Consider the following 16,414-nt stretch of genomic DNA (forward strand, 5'->3'; position numbering starts at 1 on the left):
GAATTTCGTGATTGACGTGATCATCGCTGGCGGCGGGCCGACCGGTTTGATGCTGGCCGGGGAGTTGCGGCTGCACGGCGTGCACGTGCTCGTACTGGAGAAGGAGGCGGAGCCGACCGCGTATGTCCGTTCGCTCGGGCTGCACGTGCGCAGCATTGAGGTGATGGACCAGCGCGGCCTGCTGGAGCGGTTCCTCGCTCATGGTCGGCAGCACCCGGTCGGCGGCTTCTTCGCCGCCATCACCAAGCCCTCGCCCGGCGGGCTGGACACCACGCATCCCTACGTCCTGGGCATCCCGCAACCCACCACCGATCGCCTGCTGGCCGAGCGCGCCACCGAGCTGGGCGCCGAGATCCGGCGCGGCTGTGAGCTGGTCGGGCTGAGCCAGGACGAGCAGGGGGTGACCGTCGAGCTGGCCGATGGCGCGCGACTGCGGTCGCGCTACCTCGTCGGCTGCGACGGCGGCCGCAGTACCGTACGGAAGCTGCTCGGCGTCGGCTTCCCCGGCGAGCCCTCCAGGCACGACACGCTGCTGGGCGAGATGGAGGTGGCGGTGGAGCAGACCACGGTGGCCGCCGTGGTGGCCGAAGTCCGCAAGACCCATCTGAGGTTCGGCCTCGGGCCCTTCGGGGGCGGTGTGTACCGCGTCGTCGTGCCCGCCGAGCGGGTGGCCGAGGACCGCTCGGTGCCGCCGACCCTGGAGGAGTTCAAGCAACAGCTGCGGGTGTTCGCCGGCACCGACTTCGGCGTGCACTCACCGCGCTGGCTGTCCCGCTTCGGCGACGCCACCCGGCTGGCCGAGCGCTACCGGACCGGCCGGGTGCTGCTGGCCGGCGACGCGGCGCACGTCCACCCGCCGACGGGCGGGCAGGGCCTCAATCTCGGCCTCCAGGACGCGTTCAACCTCGGCTGGAAGCTGGCCGCCGAGGTCAACGGCTGGGCGCCGGAGGGGCTGCTGGACAGCTACCACACCGAACGGCACGCGGTGGCCGCCGACGTGCTGGACAGCACCCGCGCGCAGATGGAGCTGATGTCCCCCGAGCCGGGTCCGCAGGCGGTGCGTCGGCTGCTGTCGGAACTGATGAACTTCGAGGACGTGAACCGCCACCTGATCGAGAAGATCATCGCGATCGGGGTCCGCTACGACTTCGGCTTCGGCGAGGGGCATGAGCTGCTCGGCCGGCGGATGCGGGACGTGACGTTGAAGCGCGGTCGCCTCTACGAGCTGATGCACGGCGGCCGGGGACTGCTGCTCGACCAGACCGGCCGGCTCTCGGTGGCGGGCTGGGCGGATCGCGTCGACCACGTCGTCGATGTCGGTGAGGAGCTGGACGTGCCCGCCGTGCTGCTGCGGCCGGACGGCCACGTGGCGTGGGTGGGCGAAGACCAGCAGGATCTGCTCGGCCATCTGCCCACGTGGTTCGGCGCTGCTCTCAGTTGAGCAGTTATGCAGTCCAGACTGTTCAGTTTCAGCTGGACAGGCTGGACTGAAGGGTTTACCGTGAAGGCATGGCAGAGACCCCTCACGACATGTCCGCCTCCGCCGTGCGCGCCGCGCATGAGATCCGGGTCGTGGTCGGGCGGCTGCGTCGACGGCTCAAGGAGACGTACGACAACGAAGAGCTCACCCCCACGCAGACGGCCGTGCTCAGCAGGCTGAGCAAGGACGGCCCGGCCTCGACCAGCGATCTGGCGGTGGCCGAGCGCGTACGGCCGCAGTCGATGGCGGCCACGCTCGGTGTGCTCGACGAGCGCGGACTGATCCAGCGGCGGCCCGATCCCGACGACGGGCGGCGGCAGCTCATCTCGCTGAGCGAGAGCGGTAGCGCGTACGTGGACGACAAGCGGCGGGCAGGCGAGGAATGGCTCGCCCAGGCGCTCGAATCCGGCTACACGGAAGACGAGCGGCAGGACATCATCAAGGCGCTGGCCCTGCTGGACCGGCTCAGCCGCGCATGATCGCGCGGCTCGTGCGACGGAGGGCCAGGAAACGGACGGGCGACGCCTTCGACCGGAGGCTGCTCGCGCCGATGATCCTGGGTTCGGTGCTGAACCCGATCAACTCCACCATCGTCGCGGTGGCGTTGGTGCCGATCGGCGTCGCGCTCGGGGCGCCGCCCGCGCAGACGGCGTGGCTGGTGTCCGCGCTCTATCTGGCCACCTCGATAGGCCAGCCCGTGGTGGGTCGGCTGATCGACCTCTACGGGCCGCGCCGACTGTTCCTCGCCGGGATGTCGCTGGGCGGGATCGCGGGGCTGATGGGGGTGTTGGCCCCGAATCTGGGGGTGCTGATCGCCGCGCGGGTGGTGCTCGGGTTCGGTACGTGCGCGGGCTATCCGGCGGCGATGTACCTGATCCGGGGCGAGGCCCGGCGGACGGGGCGGGAGAGCCCCGCCGGGGTGCTGACCACGCTCGCGGTCGCCAACCAGACCGTCGCCGTCATCGGGCCGTCCCTGGGCGGGCTGCTGATCGGCGTGGGCGGCTGGCGCACCACGTTCGCCGTCAACATCCCGCTGGCGGTGGCCGGTCTGATCCTCGGCGCCCGGCGGCTGCCCAAGGCGCCCCCGTCGGACCCGTCGGACCCCTCGGAACGCGGCGGCGAGCGGATCAGGCTGGACCTGGCCGGGATGGCGCTGTTCGCCGCGATGCTCGTCTCACTGCTGCTGTTCCTGATGCAGCCGCGGGCCGACCGCTGGTATCTGCCGGTGCTCGTGGCTCTGGCGGCGACCGGGTTCACGGTGCGGGAGCTGCGGGTGGCGGAGCCGTTCATCGATCTGCGGGTGCTCGGCGGCAACCGGCCGCTGGTCCTCACATACGGGCGTACCGTCCTCGCCGCCGTCGTGTCGTACGTCTTTCTGTACGGCTACCCGCAGTGGCTGGAGGAGGGGCGGGGGCTGAGCGCATCGCAGGCGGGTCTTGCGCAGCTGCCGGTGTTCCTGGTCGGGATCGCCGTGTCCACCGCCACCGGCCGCCGCCCCGAGGTGCGCGGCAAGCTCGTCGTCGGCGCTCTGGGGCAGATCGCCGCGTGCGCCACGATGCTCCTGCTGCGGCCGGACAGCCCGGTGTGGCTGCTGATCGCTGTCGCGCTGCTCTTCGGCATACCGCAGGGGCTGAACAACCTGGCGCTCCAGAACGCGGTGTACCACCAGGCCGACCCGGAGCGGATCGGGTCCTCGGCGGGGCTGATGCGTACCTTCTTCTACCTCGGCGCGATCGTCGCCTCCAGCGCGTACGGCGCCTTCTACGGCACCCGCGCCGACACCGGCGGGCTGCACGGTCTGGCCTGGTTCATGCTCGCCGTCGCCGCCGTGTTCCTGGCGGTCACGGTCGTGGACCGCTCGCTGGGCCGGATCGGGGCCGACGACCGGTCTTCTACTACTACCTAAATGCATGGAAAGGTTCAGTGAACGTGAACGTGCCCGACAACACCGCGCTGCTCGTGATGGACATCCAGGAGGGCATCGTGGCCCGCGTCCAGGACGACCCCGACTACCTGCCCCGCCTGGGCCGCGCCATCGACGCCGCCCGCCGGGCCGACATCCCGGTCGTGTACGTGGTCATCGGCTTCCGCTCCGGCCACCCCGAAGTGTCCGGCCGTAATGCGATGTTCAGCGCCCTGCCGCCTGGCGCCTTCGCCGAAGGCGACCCCCACGCGGCCATCCACCCCGACGTCGCGCCCAGGCCCGGGGAGGTCGTGGTCACCAAGAAGCGGGTCAGCGCCTTCACCGGCAGCGATCTGGAGCTGGTCCTGCGGTCCGCCGGAATCACCCGGCTCGTCCTGACCGGCCTGGCGACCAGCGGCGTCGTCCTGTCCACGCTGCGCCAGGCCGCCGACCTCGACTACGGGCTCACCGTGCTGGCCGACGGCTGTGCCGACCGTGACCCGGAGGTTCACCGGCTGCTGATCGAGAAGGTGTTCCCGGGACAGGCCGAGGTCAGCACCGTCGACCAGTGGGCGGCGGCGGTGGGGTGAGTGCGCTCGGCGCGCGTTACGTCTCCGAAGTGCCGTCCGGCGTCGGCGTCCCGGACGTCCCGGACGGCAGGATCCACACGGCGGCCCAGCAGCACCCCCGCACCACGAAGGCCCCGGCCAGCGCCCACCACACGCTGTCCACACGGACCTCGGACAGCCAGGCGATGAGGTACCACACCAGCGTGTCCTGGATGAGGCCGATGACTGCCAGGATCGGCAACAGGAGCCCTTGGTACGGATCCTTGGGCGTGGCCCAGAGCGCGGTGCTGATGCCCGCGAAGAGGATGTACGCGAAGAAGTAACCGAACAGCGGGGACTCGCCGGTCTCGTCGAGCGTGATCCCCGGCAGCGCGGCGGCCAGCGCGACTCCGGGGAACAGCCCCAGCTGCTGTCTTCGAATGTCTTTCATGATCGGGACTCTGCCAGGCCGTGCCTCGGCCGGGAATACTCCGACGACCGGGAGATCGTCACATCCCGAGCGCCTCGGACATCCAGTCGGCGACCGCGGGCAGCCAGTCCGCGTGGGCGTTGCCCAGCAGATGGTCGCCGTACGGGACGAGCAGGTACTCGCCGCGCGGTGCCAGGCGGGCCAGCGGCTCCCCGCAGATCACTCCTGAGATGTCGTCCTGGCCACCGTCGACCACCAGGAGCGGGCAGGCGATGCGGGGCGCCGGCGCGGACAGGTCGACCCGGTCGGCGAAGTCACGGGCCGCCCGGGTTCCTCCGGCGCGCCGGGTGAGGATGTTCCGGAGCGGGGGCGGAAAGGTGTCCCAGTCGAGGCGGAAAGGACCGCTCACGGTGGTGGCGGCGGCCACGCGGGGGTCGTGGGCGGCGCTCTGCGCGACGTAGTAACCGCCCAGGCTGAGACCGACGAGCCCGACCCGGTCGACGCCGAGCGCGTCCACGACCTGCCCGATCACCTGGTGATAGTCGGGCCGGACCGTGGTGGTGGCCGCGAGTGAGCCCTGCCCGGGGCCGTCCATCGTGAACACGGCCAGGCCCCTGCGCAGCAGCGCCGAGGTGACCGCGTGGAACTCCTCCTTGCCGGAGTCAAGGCCGGGCACGACGACGACGGTGGCGGGCGCGTCGGCCGGGCCGCGGAGCCAGCCGGCGAAGGCGGGTCCGTCGACTCGGCGGGCGCCGGGTTCCAGAATCTCCAGCGCACGGCGCATCGCGGCGTCGGCCTCGGCGGCGGCTTGGGTCTCGGCCGGAGCCCGGTCCGTGTACGGGCCCAGGGTGGCGATGTGGAACCAGCGCGCGGCCGCTTGGTAGTGCTCGCCGGCCGATATGGGGGAGGCGGCCTGTTCCGCGCGTACGAGGTGGCGGCGAGCGGCCCTCGTAAACGCCTGTCCCCAGCCGTCGGCCGAGGTCAATTCGGTGGTGACACGCTGGTATTCATGCGGGTCGAGACCGGCGGCGGTGGCGCGCGTCAGATTCTCCGCGGCGAGGTCGGCGACGTTCACGACGCCACCCCCGTGGTGAGGACCGCCTTGCCGCGGATCCGGCGCTCCCGCAGGTCGACCAGGGTCTCGGCGGTCTTCGCCCAGTCCGCGGTGCGGTCGATCTCGGGATGGAGCCGTCCGTCGTGCACCAGGCGCACCAGGGTGGCCAGGTCGTGGCCGTAGGGCGGGCCCGCGTTGGGGCCCGCGTAGTGGAAGTGGCGGATGACGGCGCCTTCCGGGCCGTTGAGGAGATCGAAGAAGTCCAGCGTCGCCGGGGTGCGGCTGGCCTGGCCGAACCAGATCAGCGTGCCGCCCGCGGCCAGCTTGGAAAGCGCGACTGGCAGGTCGGCGCCGCCGGTGGACTCCAGCACCACGTCGAACGGTCCCCGCGCCTCGGCCACCGCGTGCACGGCCGCCGCGGCGCCCAGAGCGCGCAGCCGCTCGGCGCGCGACGGGGTGGCGGTCACCACGGTGACCTCCGCGCCCGCGGCGGCGGCCAGCTCGGTGACGTAGTGGCCGACGCCGCCCGAGGCGCCGGTCACCAGCATCCGCCTGCCCGTCATGCTGCCGGCAGTGCGCAGCAGCCGCAGGGCGGTGATGCCGGCCAGCGGCAGGGCCGCGGCCTCGACGGCGCTGAGGGAGTCGGGCAGTTCGGCGAGCGAGTGGGTGGGCACGGCCGCGTACTCGGCCCACCCTCCCCGGGGCGGGTGGCCCACCACGCGGGTGCCGACCCGTGGGCCGGAGCCGTCGGCGGCTGCCTGCACCACCAGGCCGGTGACGTCCTTGCCGGGCAGCAGGCCCGGCTCCGGCCGTTCGAGGAGGAATGTCTCGCCTCGGTTCGGCGTGAACGCCTCGACGCGGATCAGCGCCTCGTCCGGCGCCGGGACGGGCTGGGCGTCCTCGGTGAACTCCACCGGGCGCGCCGGATCTCCCGTGGGGATCAGTCTCTGCATGCGGATCATGTAATCGGCGGTGGCACCGGACGGGCCAACAACCTGCTGGGCGAGCCGACAACCAAGGGTTGTCACCCATGGGGTCCCTGGCCGGCCCGGCGAGCGGGCCTGGTCTCAGTCCTTCCTGGAAGAGACTCCGGACAACGCCGACAGGAGGAGCCCGGTGAGGTCCTGGCGCCGTTGCTTCCCGAGCACGCGTTCCAGGGCGGCATCCACTTCGGCGTAGGCATCGCGCCCCGCCCGCAGGAGCTCCTGGCCGGTTTCCGTGACGTGGAGTTCCGCGGTGCGGCCTCGCCCGGGGTCGGTGCGGCGCTCGACGGCACCGCGCTCTTCCAGTTGCCGAACGGTGGCTTGGGCGCTCTGTGCGGTGATCCCTGCCCTGCGGCCCAGTTCGCTGTAGGACATTCCCGGTTCCCCCATCAGGTGACCGAGGGCCGAGAGATGGCGCAGCGTGTAACCGGTCGGCTTGAGTGCCCGTTCGACGTCCTCGCGTGCTCGCCGTCCCAGGGCGGCGAGCAGGAAGGCGGTGCTGTTGGGCGGGGGCTGGGCGGTCACGACTCCTCGTTCCTCCTCGGAAAGTTTCAGTTTGACTTTAACTGGAGTTCCGGGCAGTCTCCAGTTTCAGTGGGCGCGAAACAGGACTGGGCCCTGAGTTTCAGGCCAGCTGAAATATGAGTGATGAAGTGAGATGACGGAGATGAAGCTCCTCGTGGTCGGCGCCAACGGCGGCCTGGGCAGGCAGGTGGTCACCCACTCCCTGGAGCGCGGACACCAGGTGACCGCACTCGTACGGCGGGGTGCGGATCAGGCCGAGGCGCCGGGGCTGCGCATCGTGGAGGGTGCTGTGGGCGATGACCTGGCCGCCGTACGCCGCGCCGTCGACGGGCAGGACGCGATCGTCAGCGCACTGGGCAATCCGCTCTGGCTCAAGGCGCGTACCGGCTCCGCGGTGATGGCCCGGGCCACAGCGAATCTGGTGGCCGCCATGCATCTGCATCGGGTACGGCGTATCGCCATGCCGCTGGCCTGGGGAAGCGGCGCCTCACGACAGCACACCGCGTGGCCGCTCAAGGCGCTGACCCGGCTGCTCATCCGCCGCGACTACCAGGACTTCGACACCGCGGAGGCGATCCTCGCCGCCTCGGGGCTCGACTTCACCGTCGCCTATTTCGGCTCGCTGACCGACCGGCCCGCCTCACCTGCCTGGTCCGCCCATCCCGACATCAAAACCCCCTCGCCCCTGGCGATCAGCCGCGCCGACCTGGCCCAGTGCCTGCTGGGCGCCGTCGAATCCCCCAGCCCCGCCGCCGACCGCCTCTCGGTCAGCGGCGCGCCGAAAGGATGACGCTCGAATGAACCTCACGGGCAAGATCATTGTGCTGACGGGGGCGAGCTCGGGTGCGGGTGCCGAGGCCGCCCGCCTCCTCAGCGCCCGAGGCGCCGCACTGCACCTCGTGGGCCGCGACGAGAAACGCACAAGGGCCATCGGTGAGGAACTGCGCGCGCCCGCCTACACGGCCGACTTCACCAGCCTGTCCCAGACCCGCAGTCTGGCCGCGCGGTTGGCCCACGCCGTCCCGAACATCGACGTGCTGGCCCTCAACGCCGGAGGCGTCATGCCCCCGCGCCTCACCGACGACGGGATCGATGCCTCCTTCCAGGCCAACGCCCTGGCGCCGTGGCTGCTGATGACACAGTTGGCCGGGAGGCTCGGCACCGGCCGCGTCCTTCTGACCAACTCCCGGTCCCACACCAATGCCGTCCTTTCTCCGCACAACCTCGCCGCCGCCCTCGTGGGAGAGCCGCGTGTGTCGGGCCACCGGACCTACGCCCGGGCCAAGCTCGCCGCTGGAGTGCTGCTCCGCGAGTTCCACCGCCGCAACCCGGGCGTGGACGTCGGCGACTTCCATCCCGGCATCATGGCCTCGGACTTCGGCCGGTACATGGGACGGACCGGCAGCCTCCTGAAGACCGCCGCCCGCCCGTTCATCGGCACCCCTCGCCAAGGCGCCGAACGGCTGATTGAGCTGGCTACCCGCCAACAGGCCCTTGATGGCTCCTACTTCGTCCACACCCGCCCCGCCAGGGGTTCCGTCCAGCTCCACAGCGAGGAGCTCGGCACGGCCCTGTGGGAAGCCGCCAACCGCGCGACCGCCGCGTAGCGGCACACCGCAAGCGGCTGCCTGGCTCAGTGCCTGTACGCCGAGTGCCGGTGGCCGGCGCTCACAGGGCGCCCAATGCCCGTACACGATTGTCGACCGCGCGGCGGCTGACGGCTGCCGCGGGATCGAAGGTGTCGAAGGCATGGGGTACGGCGGGGTACTGGATGAGCTCGACCGGTACCCCGGCGCGGCTGAGCCGTTGTGCGTAGGCGATGTTCTCGTCCCGGAATAGGTCGAGCTGGCCTGTTTCGATGTAAGCGGGTGGAAGCGCGCGCAGGTTGTCGGCGCGGGCGGGGGCGGCATAGGCAGGGGTGTCAGGGCCGCCTGCCGCATCACCCAACAGGCAGCGCCAGCCGGTGAGGTTGTCCTCCGCGCTCCAGGTTGCTGTGTCGGCGAGGTCGGGCTGGGCGACGACGGTCCGGTCGTCGAGCATGGGGTAGATCAGGATCTGGGCTGCCAGGGCGGGGCCACGGCGGTCCCGGGAGAGAAGAGCCACGGCGGCCGCGAGGCCACCACCGGCGCTGTCTCCCATGATCGCGATGCGAGCGGGGTCGATGCCGAGGTCGGAGGCGTTCGCCTCGGCCCAGCGCAGAGCGGCGTAGCAGTCCTCTACGGGGACCGGGTGCGGATGCTCGGGGGCGAGGCGGTAGCCGACCGAAAGCAACGCGACGCCGGAGAGATGTGTATAGATGCGGCATTGTGTGTCGTGGGTGTCAAGGCTGCCGAGGAACATCCCGCCGCCGTGAAGGTAGACGGCCAGTGGCGCCCTCTGTGACGTCCCCTGGGCATCCTGCCGCTGGTACAGGCGCAAGGGGATCGTGGCCCCGTCGCCGGCCGTGGCCGAGCAGGGCGTCACCCTGACGCAGGGAGGGGCGTGGAGCTCTGCGGCCTGAGCGGCTATTGCCGTGCCGAACACCTCCCGCCGGGTCTGCCAGTCACCGGGTGCCAGCGGGGGAGCAGCCTCCGCCGCCGCGATGATCGGGGACAGCGCGGCCGCGATTTCAGTGTCCATGGGTACCGTCATCAGTTCCTCTCCTCCTTCTTCCTGTCACTGCGTAAGGGCCGCACTCACTGGCGTGACCCTCTGCGCTGAGTTACAGTCTGCCTGAAACGTCATTTCAGTCAAGCTGTAACTTGATGGGGGGTCGACATGGCCAGGGATACCTCGGTGCCGATGGGGGTGCGGGCACAGGAGGTGATGGTCGGGCTGCTGGGCCGCCTGCCGGATCGGGTGCGGTCGGCGCTGGCGGGCCCGGAGATCACCGTGGATGGTGAAGCACTGGCCGTCGACGCCCGCTTGCTGATCCGCTCCCTCGGCGACAAGGAGTCGGCTCTGGTGGTCGAGGACTCACCGGAGGTGTCCCGCGCGGCGCTGGAGCGCAACGCGCCGATGCTCCGTGCCGGCCGGCGGCCGACGCAGGCGGTGACGGTGTCCGAGGTGTGCCTGAAGGGCGGGCAGAACGCTCTGGAGGCAACCTTGTACGAACCCGCGTCCTGCCCCGGAACGTCGGGTGCGCTGGTGTTCTTCCACGGCGGAGGCTGGGTGCTCGGCAGCCGCGCCGGATACGACCACGTGGGATGCTTTCTCGCCGAACACTCAGGCCACCGAGTGCTGTCGGTGGACTACCGGCTCGCCCCCGAGGACCCGTTCCCCGCCGCGGTGGACGATGCACTGGCGGCATTCGACGACACCGTTTCGCGGGCCGAGGAATTCGGCATCGACCCGAACCGGATCGTGGTCGGTGGGGACAGCGCGGGGGCCACGCTCGCCGCGGTGGCCGCCCGTCGTGCCGCCGGGCGGGGGCACGGCCCCGTCCCGGCGGGGCAGTGGTTGCTGTATCCCGCCACCGACCTGGCCACTCGTCACCCGTCCCGGGACACGTACGGCAAGGGATTCCTGCTGACCGACGACGACATCCGCTGGTTCCAGGACCACTACCTTCGCCCCGGAGTGGACCGTACGGATCCGCGGGTGTCGGTCGTCTACGGCGAGGTCGCCCCGGACACGCCGCCGGCGCACCTCGTCACGGCGGGATTCGATCCGCTGCGTGATGAAGGTGAGTCCTACGCCGGCAAGCTTCGCTCCGCGGGTGTCCCGGTCACAGCCGTCCGCGAAGCGGACCTGCCGCACGGCTTCCTGCCATTCGTCCATCTCGGCCCCCGGTTCAACCAGGCCGTCACCGCAAGCGCTCATGCGCTGCGCCGGATGCTGCGCTGACCGGTTCCCCTTTACCTCCGGCGCTGTTTCACCGACTGCTCTTCCTGACCATGACGAGACAAAGGACTTGTGTCATGCACGTACAGATCGCGCTCTTCGACGGCTTCGACCCCCTCGATGTCCTTGGGCCCTTCGAAGTCTTCCACTCCGCAGGCGAGTTCTCCGGCGGAGGGGTGTCCACCGAGTTCGTCAGTGCCGAAGGCGCACGGGACGTGGTCAGTGGATTCCCGTCGATCAAGCTCACCGCGACCTCCGCCGTGGACGTGAACAAGAAAAGCGTGATCGTCGTCCCCGGCGCCGCGGGAAGCCTCTCGATGGATCCCGGCGTCGCCGGCAGCATCGGCTGGATTCTCGGCCAGGCGGGGTCCACGGATCTGCCGGACCGGCTGCGCGAGGCGCTGGCCCGCCCGGACATGACCGTTGCCACCGTCTGCGGGGGTTCCCTCCTCCTCGCCCACGCGGGCCTGGCGGACGGCCGGCCGCTGGTCACTCACGAGCGGGGCCAGGACCTCGCCGGAACGAAGGCTGTCCCGGTGGAGGCCCGTATGGTCGACGACGGCAACCTGCTCAGCTCCGGCAACGTCACCTCCGGCATCGACCTCGCGCTGTACCTGGTCGAACGCGAGGTCGGACCCCGCGTTGCCCATGCCGTCTCGGAACTCATCCGGCACGAACGGCGCGGCACGGTCTGGAGTGCCACCGGTGCCCCGGTTTCCCTGACGTAACGGCGCGGCCCCGGACGGCCAGCGGCGCCACGTGTGGGACCACGCCTCCGGCTCGCCGAGTGCCGGCCTAGGACGAGTCATGACCGTAACGAGTTTGTCTCCTGACGGCATCGACGAGGCCGCCCGTCTCATCGCCCCCGCCTTCCTCCACACTCCCCAGTTCTCGGACCCCTCGCTCTCCCGCGCACTCGGCCGGGACATCGTGGTCAAGGTGGAGACACTGAACCCGCTCCGGTCCTTCAAGGGCCGCGGAGCGGACCTCTTTCTGCGGCAAGTGGCGGTCGCGGGGCATGTCGTCTGCGCCTCGGCCGGCAACTTCGGCCAGGCCATGGCGTATGTCGGGCGGGCTCGCGGTATCCCGGTGACGGTGTTCGCCGCCCACGACGCCAACCCCAACAAGGTGGCGCGCATGCGGGAACTGGGCGCCGAAGTCGTGCTGTCGGGCGCCGACTTCGACGCCGCCAAGGACGCGGCACGGGCGTACGCCGGCACCCGCCCGGAGAGCGTCTTCGTGGAGGACGGCGACGAGCCGCTCATCGCGGAGGGAGCCGGCACCATCGCCGTGGAACTGGCCCCGCTCGGTCTCGACGCGATCGTGGTCCCGGTCGGCAACGGCGCACTCATCAGCGGCATCGGTTGCTGGACGAAGGCCCGCTCACCTCGTACCCGGATCATCGGGGTGTGCGCGGCGGGCGCCCCCGCCATGGCGACGAGCTGGCGCACCGGCATGCCCGAGGCCACGGGACCGGTGCGCACCATGGCGGACGGCATCGCCGTACGGGTGCCGGTGCCCGCGGCGGTGGCCTGGATGCGCGAGGTCGTCGACGAGGTCCTCCTCGTCGAGGAGGAGGACATCCGGCGGGCGCTGCGGTTGGTGCGGGACACCCTGGGCCTGATCCTGGAACCCTCGGGCGCGGTCGGCATCGCCGCCGTACTGCGCCACGACCTCGGTGTCGCTTCGCTGGCCACGATCCTCACCGGCGGCAATTTCTCCCCCGGCCTCCTGCGAGAGCTGGCCCCGGACCCGGCACGCACGGACCACACGGCTTCCCCGGCGGCGGCCCGCTAGCGGCGCCCATCGAGGAACGTCAACGACCACGAGACGTCGGCTGCTCCGGCGCCGCCGGTCCGGCACCGTCGCAGGAGTACATGCCGCGGTATGCCGACGGGGTCAGTCCGCAGTGTTGGGTGAAGAGCGTGCGGAAGTTGGCCGCCGTGCCGAGACGACCGACGAGCGGGCGGCCTGCGCCGGTGTCCCGGACGTGGTGCGCTGGAAGGCCTTGTGGACCAGCGGCCAGAAGGGCCGCAGCCAGGGGGCGACAACTCGGGACGAGGACATGGTCCCGGTGGTCATGGTGGTGACCGCGCCGCCGGGATCGGCGGCGAACACGGAGATGCCGTCGCCCTTCAGGCGCTGCGCCAGGTCCAGGGTGTAGGCGAGGTTGGCGAGCTTTGCGCGGCCGTACGCGTGGAGGCCGTAGTACCCGCCCTGCTGCTCGGCGGTGTCGATGCGGCCGGTGGGGATGCGGACCGAGCCGGAGGTGACGTTCACGACGCGGCTGGGAGCGCCGGCGCGCAGGGCGGGGAGCAGCAACTCCGTCAGCAGGTAGGGGCTGAGATGGTTGAGCGCGAAGCTCGCCTCGATGCCGTCGGGTGTCACGCGCCGGTCGTCGAACATCGCTCCGACATTGTTGACCAGCACGCTCAGGGCACCGTCCGCCGTCACGCGGTCGGCGAGATCCCGTACCTCCGACAGGGATGCGAGATCGGCGGTGACGAACCGGGCCTCCGTGGCGGTGCCGACGGCGTTGATGCGCTCGACGGCGCTGCCGCCCCGCGCCGCATCGCGGCCGACCACGGTCACCGCGTATCCGGCCGCGGCGAGGCCCACCGCGGTCTCCAGACCGATTCCACCAGTTCCCGCTGTGACGAGCGCGCGCCGGTTCATTGTTCCTCTTTCTCCCTGTCGCTACGACGGGGGGAGCCTCGCCGGAAAGCGACGTGGTTGCGCATGTGCCGACGTGGTCGTCTCCTGACGAGTTACAGTCTGCATGAAACCTGGTTGCAGTCAAACTTAAACTTCGGAGAAGAGGCGCGCACCTCCCGGGAGGGACATCTAGGGTGAGAGCCATGGACCTCGATCTGGCGCAGGTGCACGCCTTCCTTCGCGCCGCCGAGGAGTCGCACTTCGGACGGGCGGCCGCGGGGCTGTCGATCTCACAACAGGCGCTGTCCAAGCGGATCGCCCGCCTGGAGTCCGTGCTGGGCACCGCGCTGTTCCTGCGCACCGGCCAGGGGGTGGAGCTGACCCGCGCCGGCCACCGCTTCCTGGAACCGGCCCGGCAGACGCTGGCCGCCGCGGACCGGGCCGTGGCCGCGGCCCGGGACGAACACCGGCCGCTGCGGGTCGATGTGTGGGGCCACCTCTACGCACCGATGCGGACGCTGGCACAGGTGGCGGCGGGAAGCGACGCACCACCGCTGGAGCTCGGACACGGCCGTGATCTGCCGTCGGTGGCGGCGGCGCTGCTGCGCGGCGACATCGACGCCGCGTTCGGCCGCGTCCATCCACCGCTGCCCGCAGGGCTGACACACCGTCTGGTACGACTGGAGCCGGTGGACGCCGTTCTCAGCGCCGACCATCCACGGGCAGACGCGTCCGCACTGCGGCCCGAGCAACTGCGCGGCAGCCTGCTGTGGGCCCCCGCGACGCTGGACCGGCTCGACTTCCTGCACCGTTTCGCCGAGCGGTTCGGCATCCGCGACCACGCCGAGGGCACCAACCTGGGGCTGGACGGTTTCCTCGCCGGCCTGGCCGCGGACCCGCGCCGCTTCTCGCTGATACCGGCCGACGTGCCGCTTCCGCACATTCCGGGGATCCGGTCCGTTCCGCTGGTCGACCCCACGCCGCTGTACGCCTGGTCGCTGCTGTGGTGCGGCAGCGGACCCCCTCACCTGCCCGCGCTGCTGAGCGCCCTCGCGGCGGAGGCGGGGCGCAGCCGGTGGCTGGAGTACGACCCGGCCCGGGACTGGCTGCCCGAGCCTCAGGCCGCATCGGGGGTCCGCCCCTGACCGTTGACCTCTATGCGGCTCCAACCCGCGCGGCTCCGCGGACAGCTCGCGCGAAGTGGCCCACTGTCCTGGGCCGTGATTGTCCCTGATGCCTGGGGCGTCTGCTGCCTACCGTGGCGTGGTCAGCGATGGTGAGCGCTTCTGAGCGGCTCCTGCCTCAAGGATCGATGTGTCGACACGAAAGATCCCGCCCCCAGGGGGGCCACGGATTCTCGCTGCCGCCCAGTTGAGCAACTCCATCGGCGACGGCGTGTACTACACCTGTTCGGCACTGTACTTCACCGAGGTCGCCGGCCTGTCGCCTGCTCGGCTCGGCCTCGGCCTGACCATCGCCTGGGCTGTCGGCTCCCTGGCCGGGGTGCCGCTCGGCCATCTCGCCGACCGGCGCGGACCGCGCACCATGGCGGTGCTGCTCGCTCTCGCCACCGCGGTGATGGTCGCTTCTTTCCTGGTCATCCGCTCGTTCGTGCCGTTCCTGCTCGTGGCCAGCCTGTACGCAACCGCCCAGTCGGGACTCGCGGCGGCCCGGCAGGCGCTGCTGGCGGGCCTCGTCGATCCGGCCGAACGCACCGGAGTGCTCGCACACATGCAGTCGACCCTCAACGCGGGGCTGGCCATTGGCGCGGCTCTCGGCGGTCTGGTCCTGAACAACGGAACCCGCACGGCCTTCCTCGCCGTCTTCGTCGTCGACGCGCTCAGCTTCCTCGTCTGCGCCCTGATCCTGCTGCGGTTGCCCGCCGTTAAGGACACTCACCGGCGCATGAACGACGAGCCCCGACTCGCGGTGCTGCGCGACCGGCCGTACGCCGTCATCACGCTCATCAATACGGTGCTGTTGCTACGGCTGCCCCTGCTCAGCCTCGCGATCCCACTGTGGATCGCCGCCCGCACTCCCCACCTGACCTGGCTGGCTTCGGCGCTCTTCGTCCTCAACACCCTTGCCGTGATGCTCTTCCAGGTCCGCACGGCACGTGCGGTCACCGATCTGCGCTCGGCGTCGCGAGCCGTGCGCGGCGCGGGCGTCATCCTGCTCGCCTCATGCGCGGTCTTCGCCGTGTCGGCTGCCAGGCTCCCGGCGTGGGCCACCGCGGCGGTCCTCGTCACCGCCGCGCTGCTCCAGGTCTTCGGCGAGATGAAGCAGTCCGCCGGCTCCTGGCAGATCGGCTTCGACCTGGCTCCGTCCGACCAGGTGGGCCAGTATCAAGGCTTCTTCGGCACCGGTGTGGCCGTGGCGCGCACCCTCGGACCGCTGCTGGTCACCACGCTCCTCATGACCTGGGGGTTGCCCGGCTGGCTGCTGCTCGGCGGGCTCTTTCTCGGCGCCGGTTACGCGATGGGCCCGGCGGTACGGTGGGCCGAACGCGACCGCCCTCGCCCCGCGGTGGAGACCACCGTCCCGCGCAGCGACAGCCGGGCATGACGCCGGACAACGCACCCTGCGCGCGCCGGTCAGTGGCGGTTGCGCGGGTGGTCGCGGGCGGTGCGCTCGTTGCCCCTGCGGTAGTTGCCGGTCCAGCGCGCCATCACCTCCTGCGGATCGCCCGCCTCGGCCTCGCCGATGAACTGCGCCGCGCGGGCGCCGCGCAGGGTGGCCGCCGCCCGGCCGTTGTGGGTGATGACCACGCTGCCGTCGCCGCGCTGTCGGTAGGCGAAGCCGGACGGTGCGGGCATCGGGGCGCGCTCCTTTCGGCCGACGGAGGGGCTTCGACCGTACCGCCGGGGAACCGGCGGGCGCGCGTGGATTGCCGCTCATTTTGGCGGGCCGTTCCGGGCCGGGTATCTCCGCGCGGTGGCGGCCACCGGGATCCCCATGGAACACACGATCAGTGGTCCCAACGCCATGGAGGGCGCGGCCTCGCCATCCCGGTC

The 16,414-nt window shown here is 71.1% G+C and carries 18 protein-coding genes; 11 read left to right on the plus strand and 7 right to left on the minus strand.

Annotated features, from left to right (window positions below):
- Window positions 1-7: 7 nt before the first annotated feature.
- The 4 genes from rox (at window position 8) to ACH4S9_RS07425 (ending at window position 3,973) form a co-directional block, all read left to right on the plus strand.
- Window positions 8-1,441, plus strand: coding sequence for a rifampin monooxygenase (gene rox / locus ACH4S9_RS07410; protein WP_398370325.1), 1,434 nt, complete (start codon window positions 8-10; stop codon window positions 1,439-1,441).
- 68 nt (window positions 1,442-1,509) lie between these two features.
- On the plus strand, window positions 1,510-1,959 hold the full coding sequence (locus ACH4S9_RS07415) for a MarR family winged helix-turn-helix transcriptional regulator (protein WP_398370327.1): 450 nt from the start codon (window positions 1,510-1,512) through the stop codon (window positions 1,957-1,959).
- Complete coding sequence (locus ACH4S9_RS07420; protein WP_398370329.1) at window positions 1,956-3,386, plus strand: MFS transporter; 1,431 nt, start codon at window positions 1,956-1,958, stop codon at window positions 3,384-3,386. The genes ACH4S9_RS07415 and ACH4S9_RS07420 overlap by 4 nt, the downstream gene beginning before the upstream one ends.
- A gap of 23 nt (window positions 3,387-3,409) precedes the next feature.
- On the plus strand, window positions 3,410-3,973 hold the full coding sequence (locus ACH4S9_RS07425; RefSeq protein ID WP_311725058.1) for an isochorismatase family cysteine hydrolase: 564 nt from the start codon (window positions 3,410-3,412) through the stop codon (window positions 3,971-3,973).
- A 16-nt stretch (window positions 3,974-3,989) separates the two neighbouring features.
- Here the strand turns inward: ACH4S9_RS07425 and ACH4S9_RS07430 are convergent, their stop codons facing one another.
- The 4 genes from ACH4S9_RS07430 to ACH4S9_RS07445 all read right to left on the minus strand — a co-directional run bounded on the left by ACH4S9_RS07430 (window position 3,990) and on the right by ACH4S9_RS07445 (window position 6,923).
- Complete coding sequence (locus ACH4S9_RS07430) at window positions 3,990-4,382, minus strand: hypothetical protein (protein ID WP_311724948.1); 393 nt, start codon at window positions 4,380-4,382, stop codon at window positions 3,990-3,992.
- Between the two features lie 58 nt (window positions 4,383-4,440).
- Window positions 4,441-5,436, minus strand: a complete 996-nt coding sequence (locus tag ACH4S9_RS07435) for an alpha/beta hydrolase family protein (protein WP_398370331.1) — start codon at window positions 5,434-5,436, stop codon at window positions 4,441-4,443.
- Entirely contained in the window at window positions 5,433-6,368 is a 936-nt protein-coding gene (locus tag ACH4S9_RS07440; protein WP_398370333.1) for a zinc-binding dehydrogenase, read from the minus strand. Before ACH4S9_RS07440 ends, ACH4S9_RS07435 begins: the two co-directional genes overlap by 4 nt.
- Window positions 6,369-6,482: 114 nt before the next feature.
- Window positions 6,483-6,923 carry a MarR family winged helix-turn-helix transcriptional regulator gene (locus ACH4S9_RS07445; RefSeq protein WP_385339561.1) on the minus strand — a complete coding sequence of 147 codons (441 nt, stop codon included), beginning with the start codon at window positions 6,921-6,923 and terminating at the stop codon, window positions 6,483-6,485.
- Window positions 6,924-7,056: 133 nt separating this feature from the next.
- Between ACH4S9_RS07445 and ACH4S9_RS07450 the strand changes: the two genes are divergently transcribed.
- Both ACH4S9_RS07450 and ACH4S9_RS07455 read left to right on the plus strand, forming a co-directional pair.
- Window positions 7,057-7,713: an NAD(P)-dependent oxidoreductase gene (locus tag ACH4S9_RS07450; protein ID WP_398370336.1), complete on the plus strand. Its 657-nt coding sequence runs from the start codon at window positions 7,057-7,059 to the stop codon at window positions 7,711-7,713.
- A gap of 7 nt (window positions 7,714-7,720) precedes the next feature.
- Window positions 7,721-8,530, plus strand: coding sequence for an SDR family NAD(P)-dependent oxidoreductase (locus ACH4S9_RS07455; protein WP_398370338.1), 810 nt, complete (start codon window positions 7,721-7,723; stop codon window positions 8,528-8,530).
- A 61-nt stretch (window positions 8,531-8,591) separates the two neighbouring features.
- On the opposite strand, the gene ACH4S9_RS07460 is transcribed toward ACH4S9_RS07455, so the two are convergent.
- Window positions 8,592-9,554 (minus strand): alpha/beta hydrolase, encoded by a 963-nt coding sequence (locus tag ACH4S9_RS07460; protein WP_398370340.1) that lies wholly within the window; start codon window positions 9,552-9,554, stop codon window positions 8,592-8,594.
- Between the two features lie 126 nt (window positions 9,555-9,680).
- Here ACH4S9_RS07460 and ACH4S9_RS07465 point away from each other — a divergent pair, with 126 nt between their 5' ends.
- The 3 genes from ACH4S9_RS07465 (at window position 9,681) to ACH4S9_RS07475 (ending at window position 12,542) form a co-directional block, all read left to right on the plus strand.
- Window positions 9,681-10,748: an alpha/beta hydrolase gene (locus ACH4S9_RS07465; RefSeq protein ID WP_398370342.1), complete on the plus strand. Its 1,068-nt coding sequence runs from the start codon at window positions 9,681-9,683 to the stop codon at window positions 10,746-10,748.
- A 74-nt stretch (window positions 10,749-10,822) separates the two neighbouring features.
- Entirely contained in the window at window positions 10,823-11,473 is a 651-nt protein-coding gene (locus ACH4S9_RS07470) for a DJ-1/PfpI family protein (protein ID WP_361183676.1), read from the plus strand.
- Window positions 11,474-11,552: 79 nt separating this feature from the next.
- Window positions 11,553-12,542 carry a threonine/serine dehydratase gene (locus tag ACH4S9_RS07475; RefSeq protein ID WP_398370344.1) on the plus strand — a complete coding sequence of 330 codons (990 nt, stop codon included), beginning with the start codon at window positions 11,553-11,555 and terminating at the stop codon, window positions 12,540-12,542.
- Window positions 12,543-12,644: 102 nt separating this feature from the next.
- Here the strand turns inward: ACH4S9_RS07475 and ACH4S9_RS07480 are convergent, their stop codons facing one another.
- Window positions 12,645-13,421 (minus strand): SDR family NAD(P)-dependent oxidoreductase, encoded by a 777-nt coding sequence (locus ACH4S9_RS07480; protein WP_398370346.1) that lies wholly within the window; start codon window positions 13,419-13,421, stop codon window positions 12,645-12,647.
- 182 nt (window positions 13,422-13,603) lie between these two features.
- On the opposite strand from ACH4S9_RS07480, the gene ACH4S9_RS07485 reads away from it, so the two are divergent.
- Window positions 13,604-14,545, plus strand: coding sequence for a LysR family transcriptional regulator (locus ACH4S9_RS07485; RefSeq protein ID WP_398370348.1), 942 nt, complete (start codon window positions 13,604-13,606; stop codon window positions 14,543-14,545).
- A 226-nt stretch (window positions 14,546-14,771) separates the two neighbouring features.
- On the plus strand, window positions 14,772-15,965 hold the full coding sequence (locus ACH4S9_RS07490; protein ID WP_398370350.1) for an MFS transporter: 1,194 nt from the start codon (window positions 14,772-14,774) through the stop codon (window positions 15,963-15,965).
- Window positions 15,966-15,994: 29 nt separating this feature from the next.
- Here the strand turns inward: ACH4S9_RS07490 and ACH4S9_RS07495 are convergent, their stop codons facing one another.
- A complete protein-coding gene (locus tag ACH4S9_RS07495) occupies window positions 15,995-16,216 on the minus strand; it encodes a hypothetical protein (RefSeq protein WP_311724960.1) in 222 nt (73 codons plus the stop codon).
- Between the last annotated feature and the right edge of the window lie 198 nt (window positions 16,217-16,414).

The organism is Streptomyces sp. NPDC021225 (assembly GCF_044332865.1).
Taxonomy (GTDB): Bacteria; Actinomycetota; Actinomycetes; order Streptomycetales; family Streptomycetaceae; genus Streptomyces.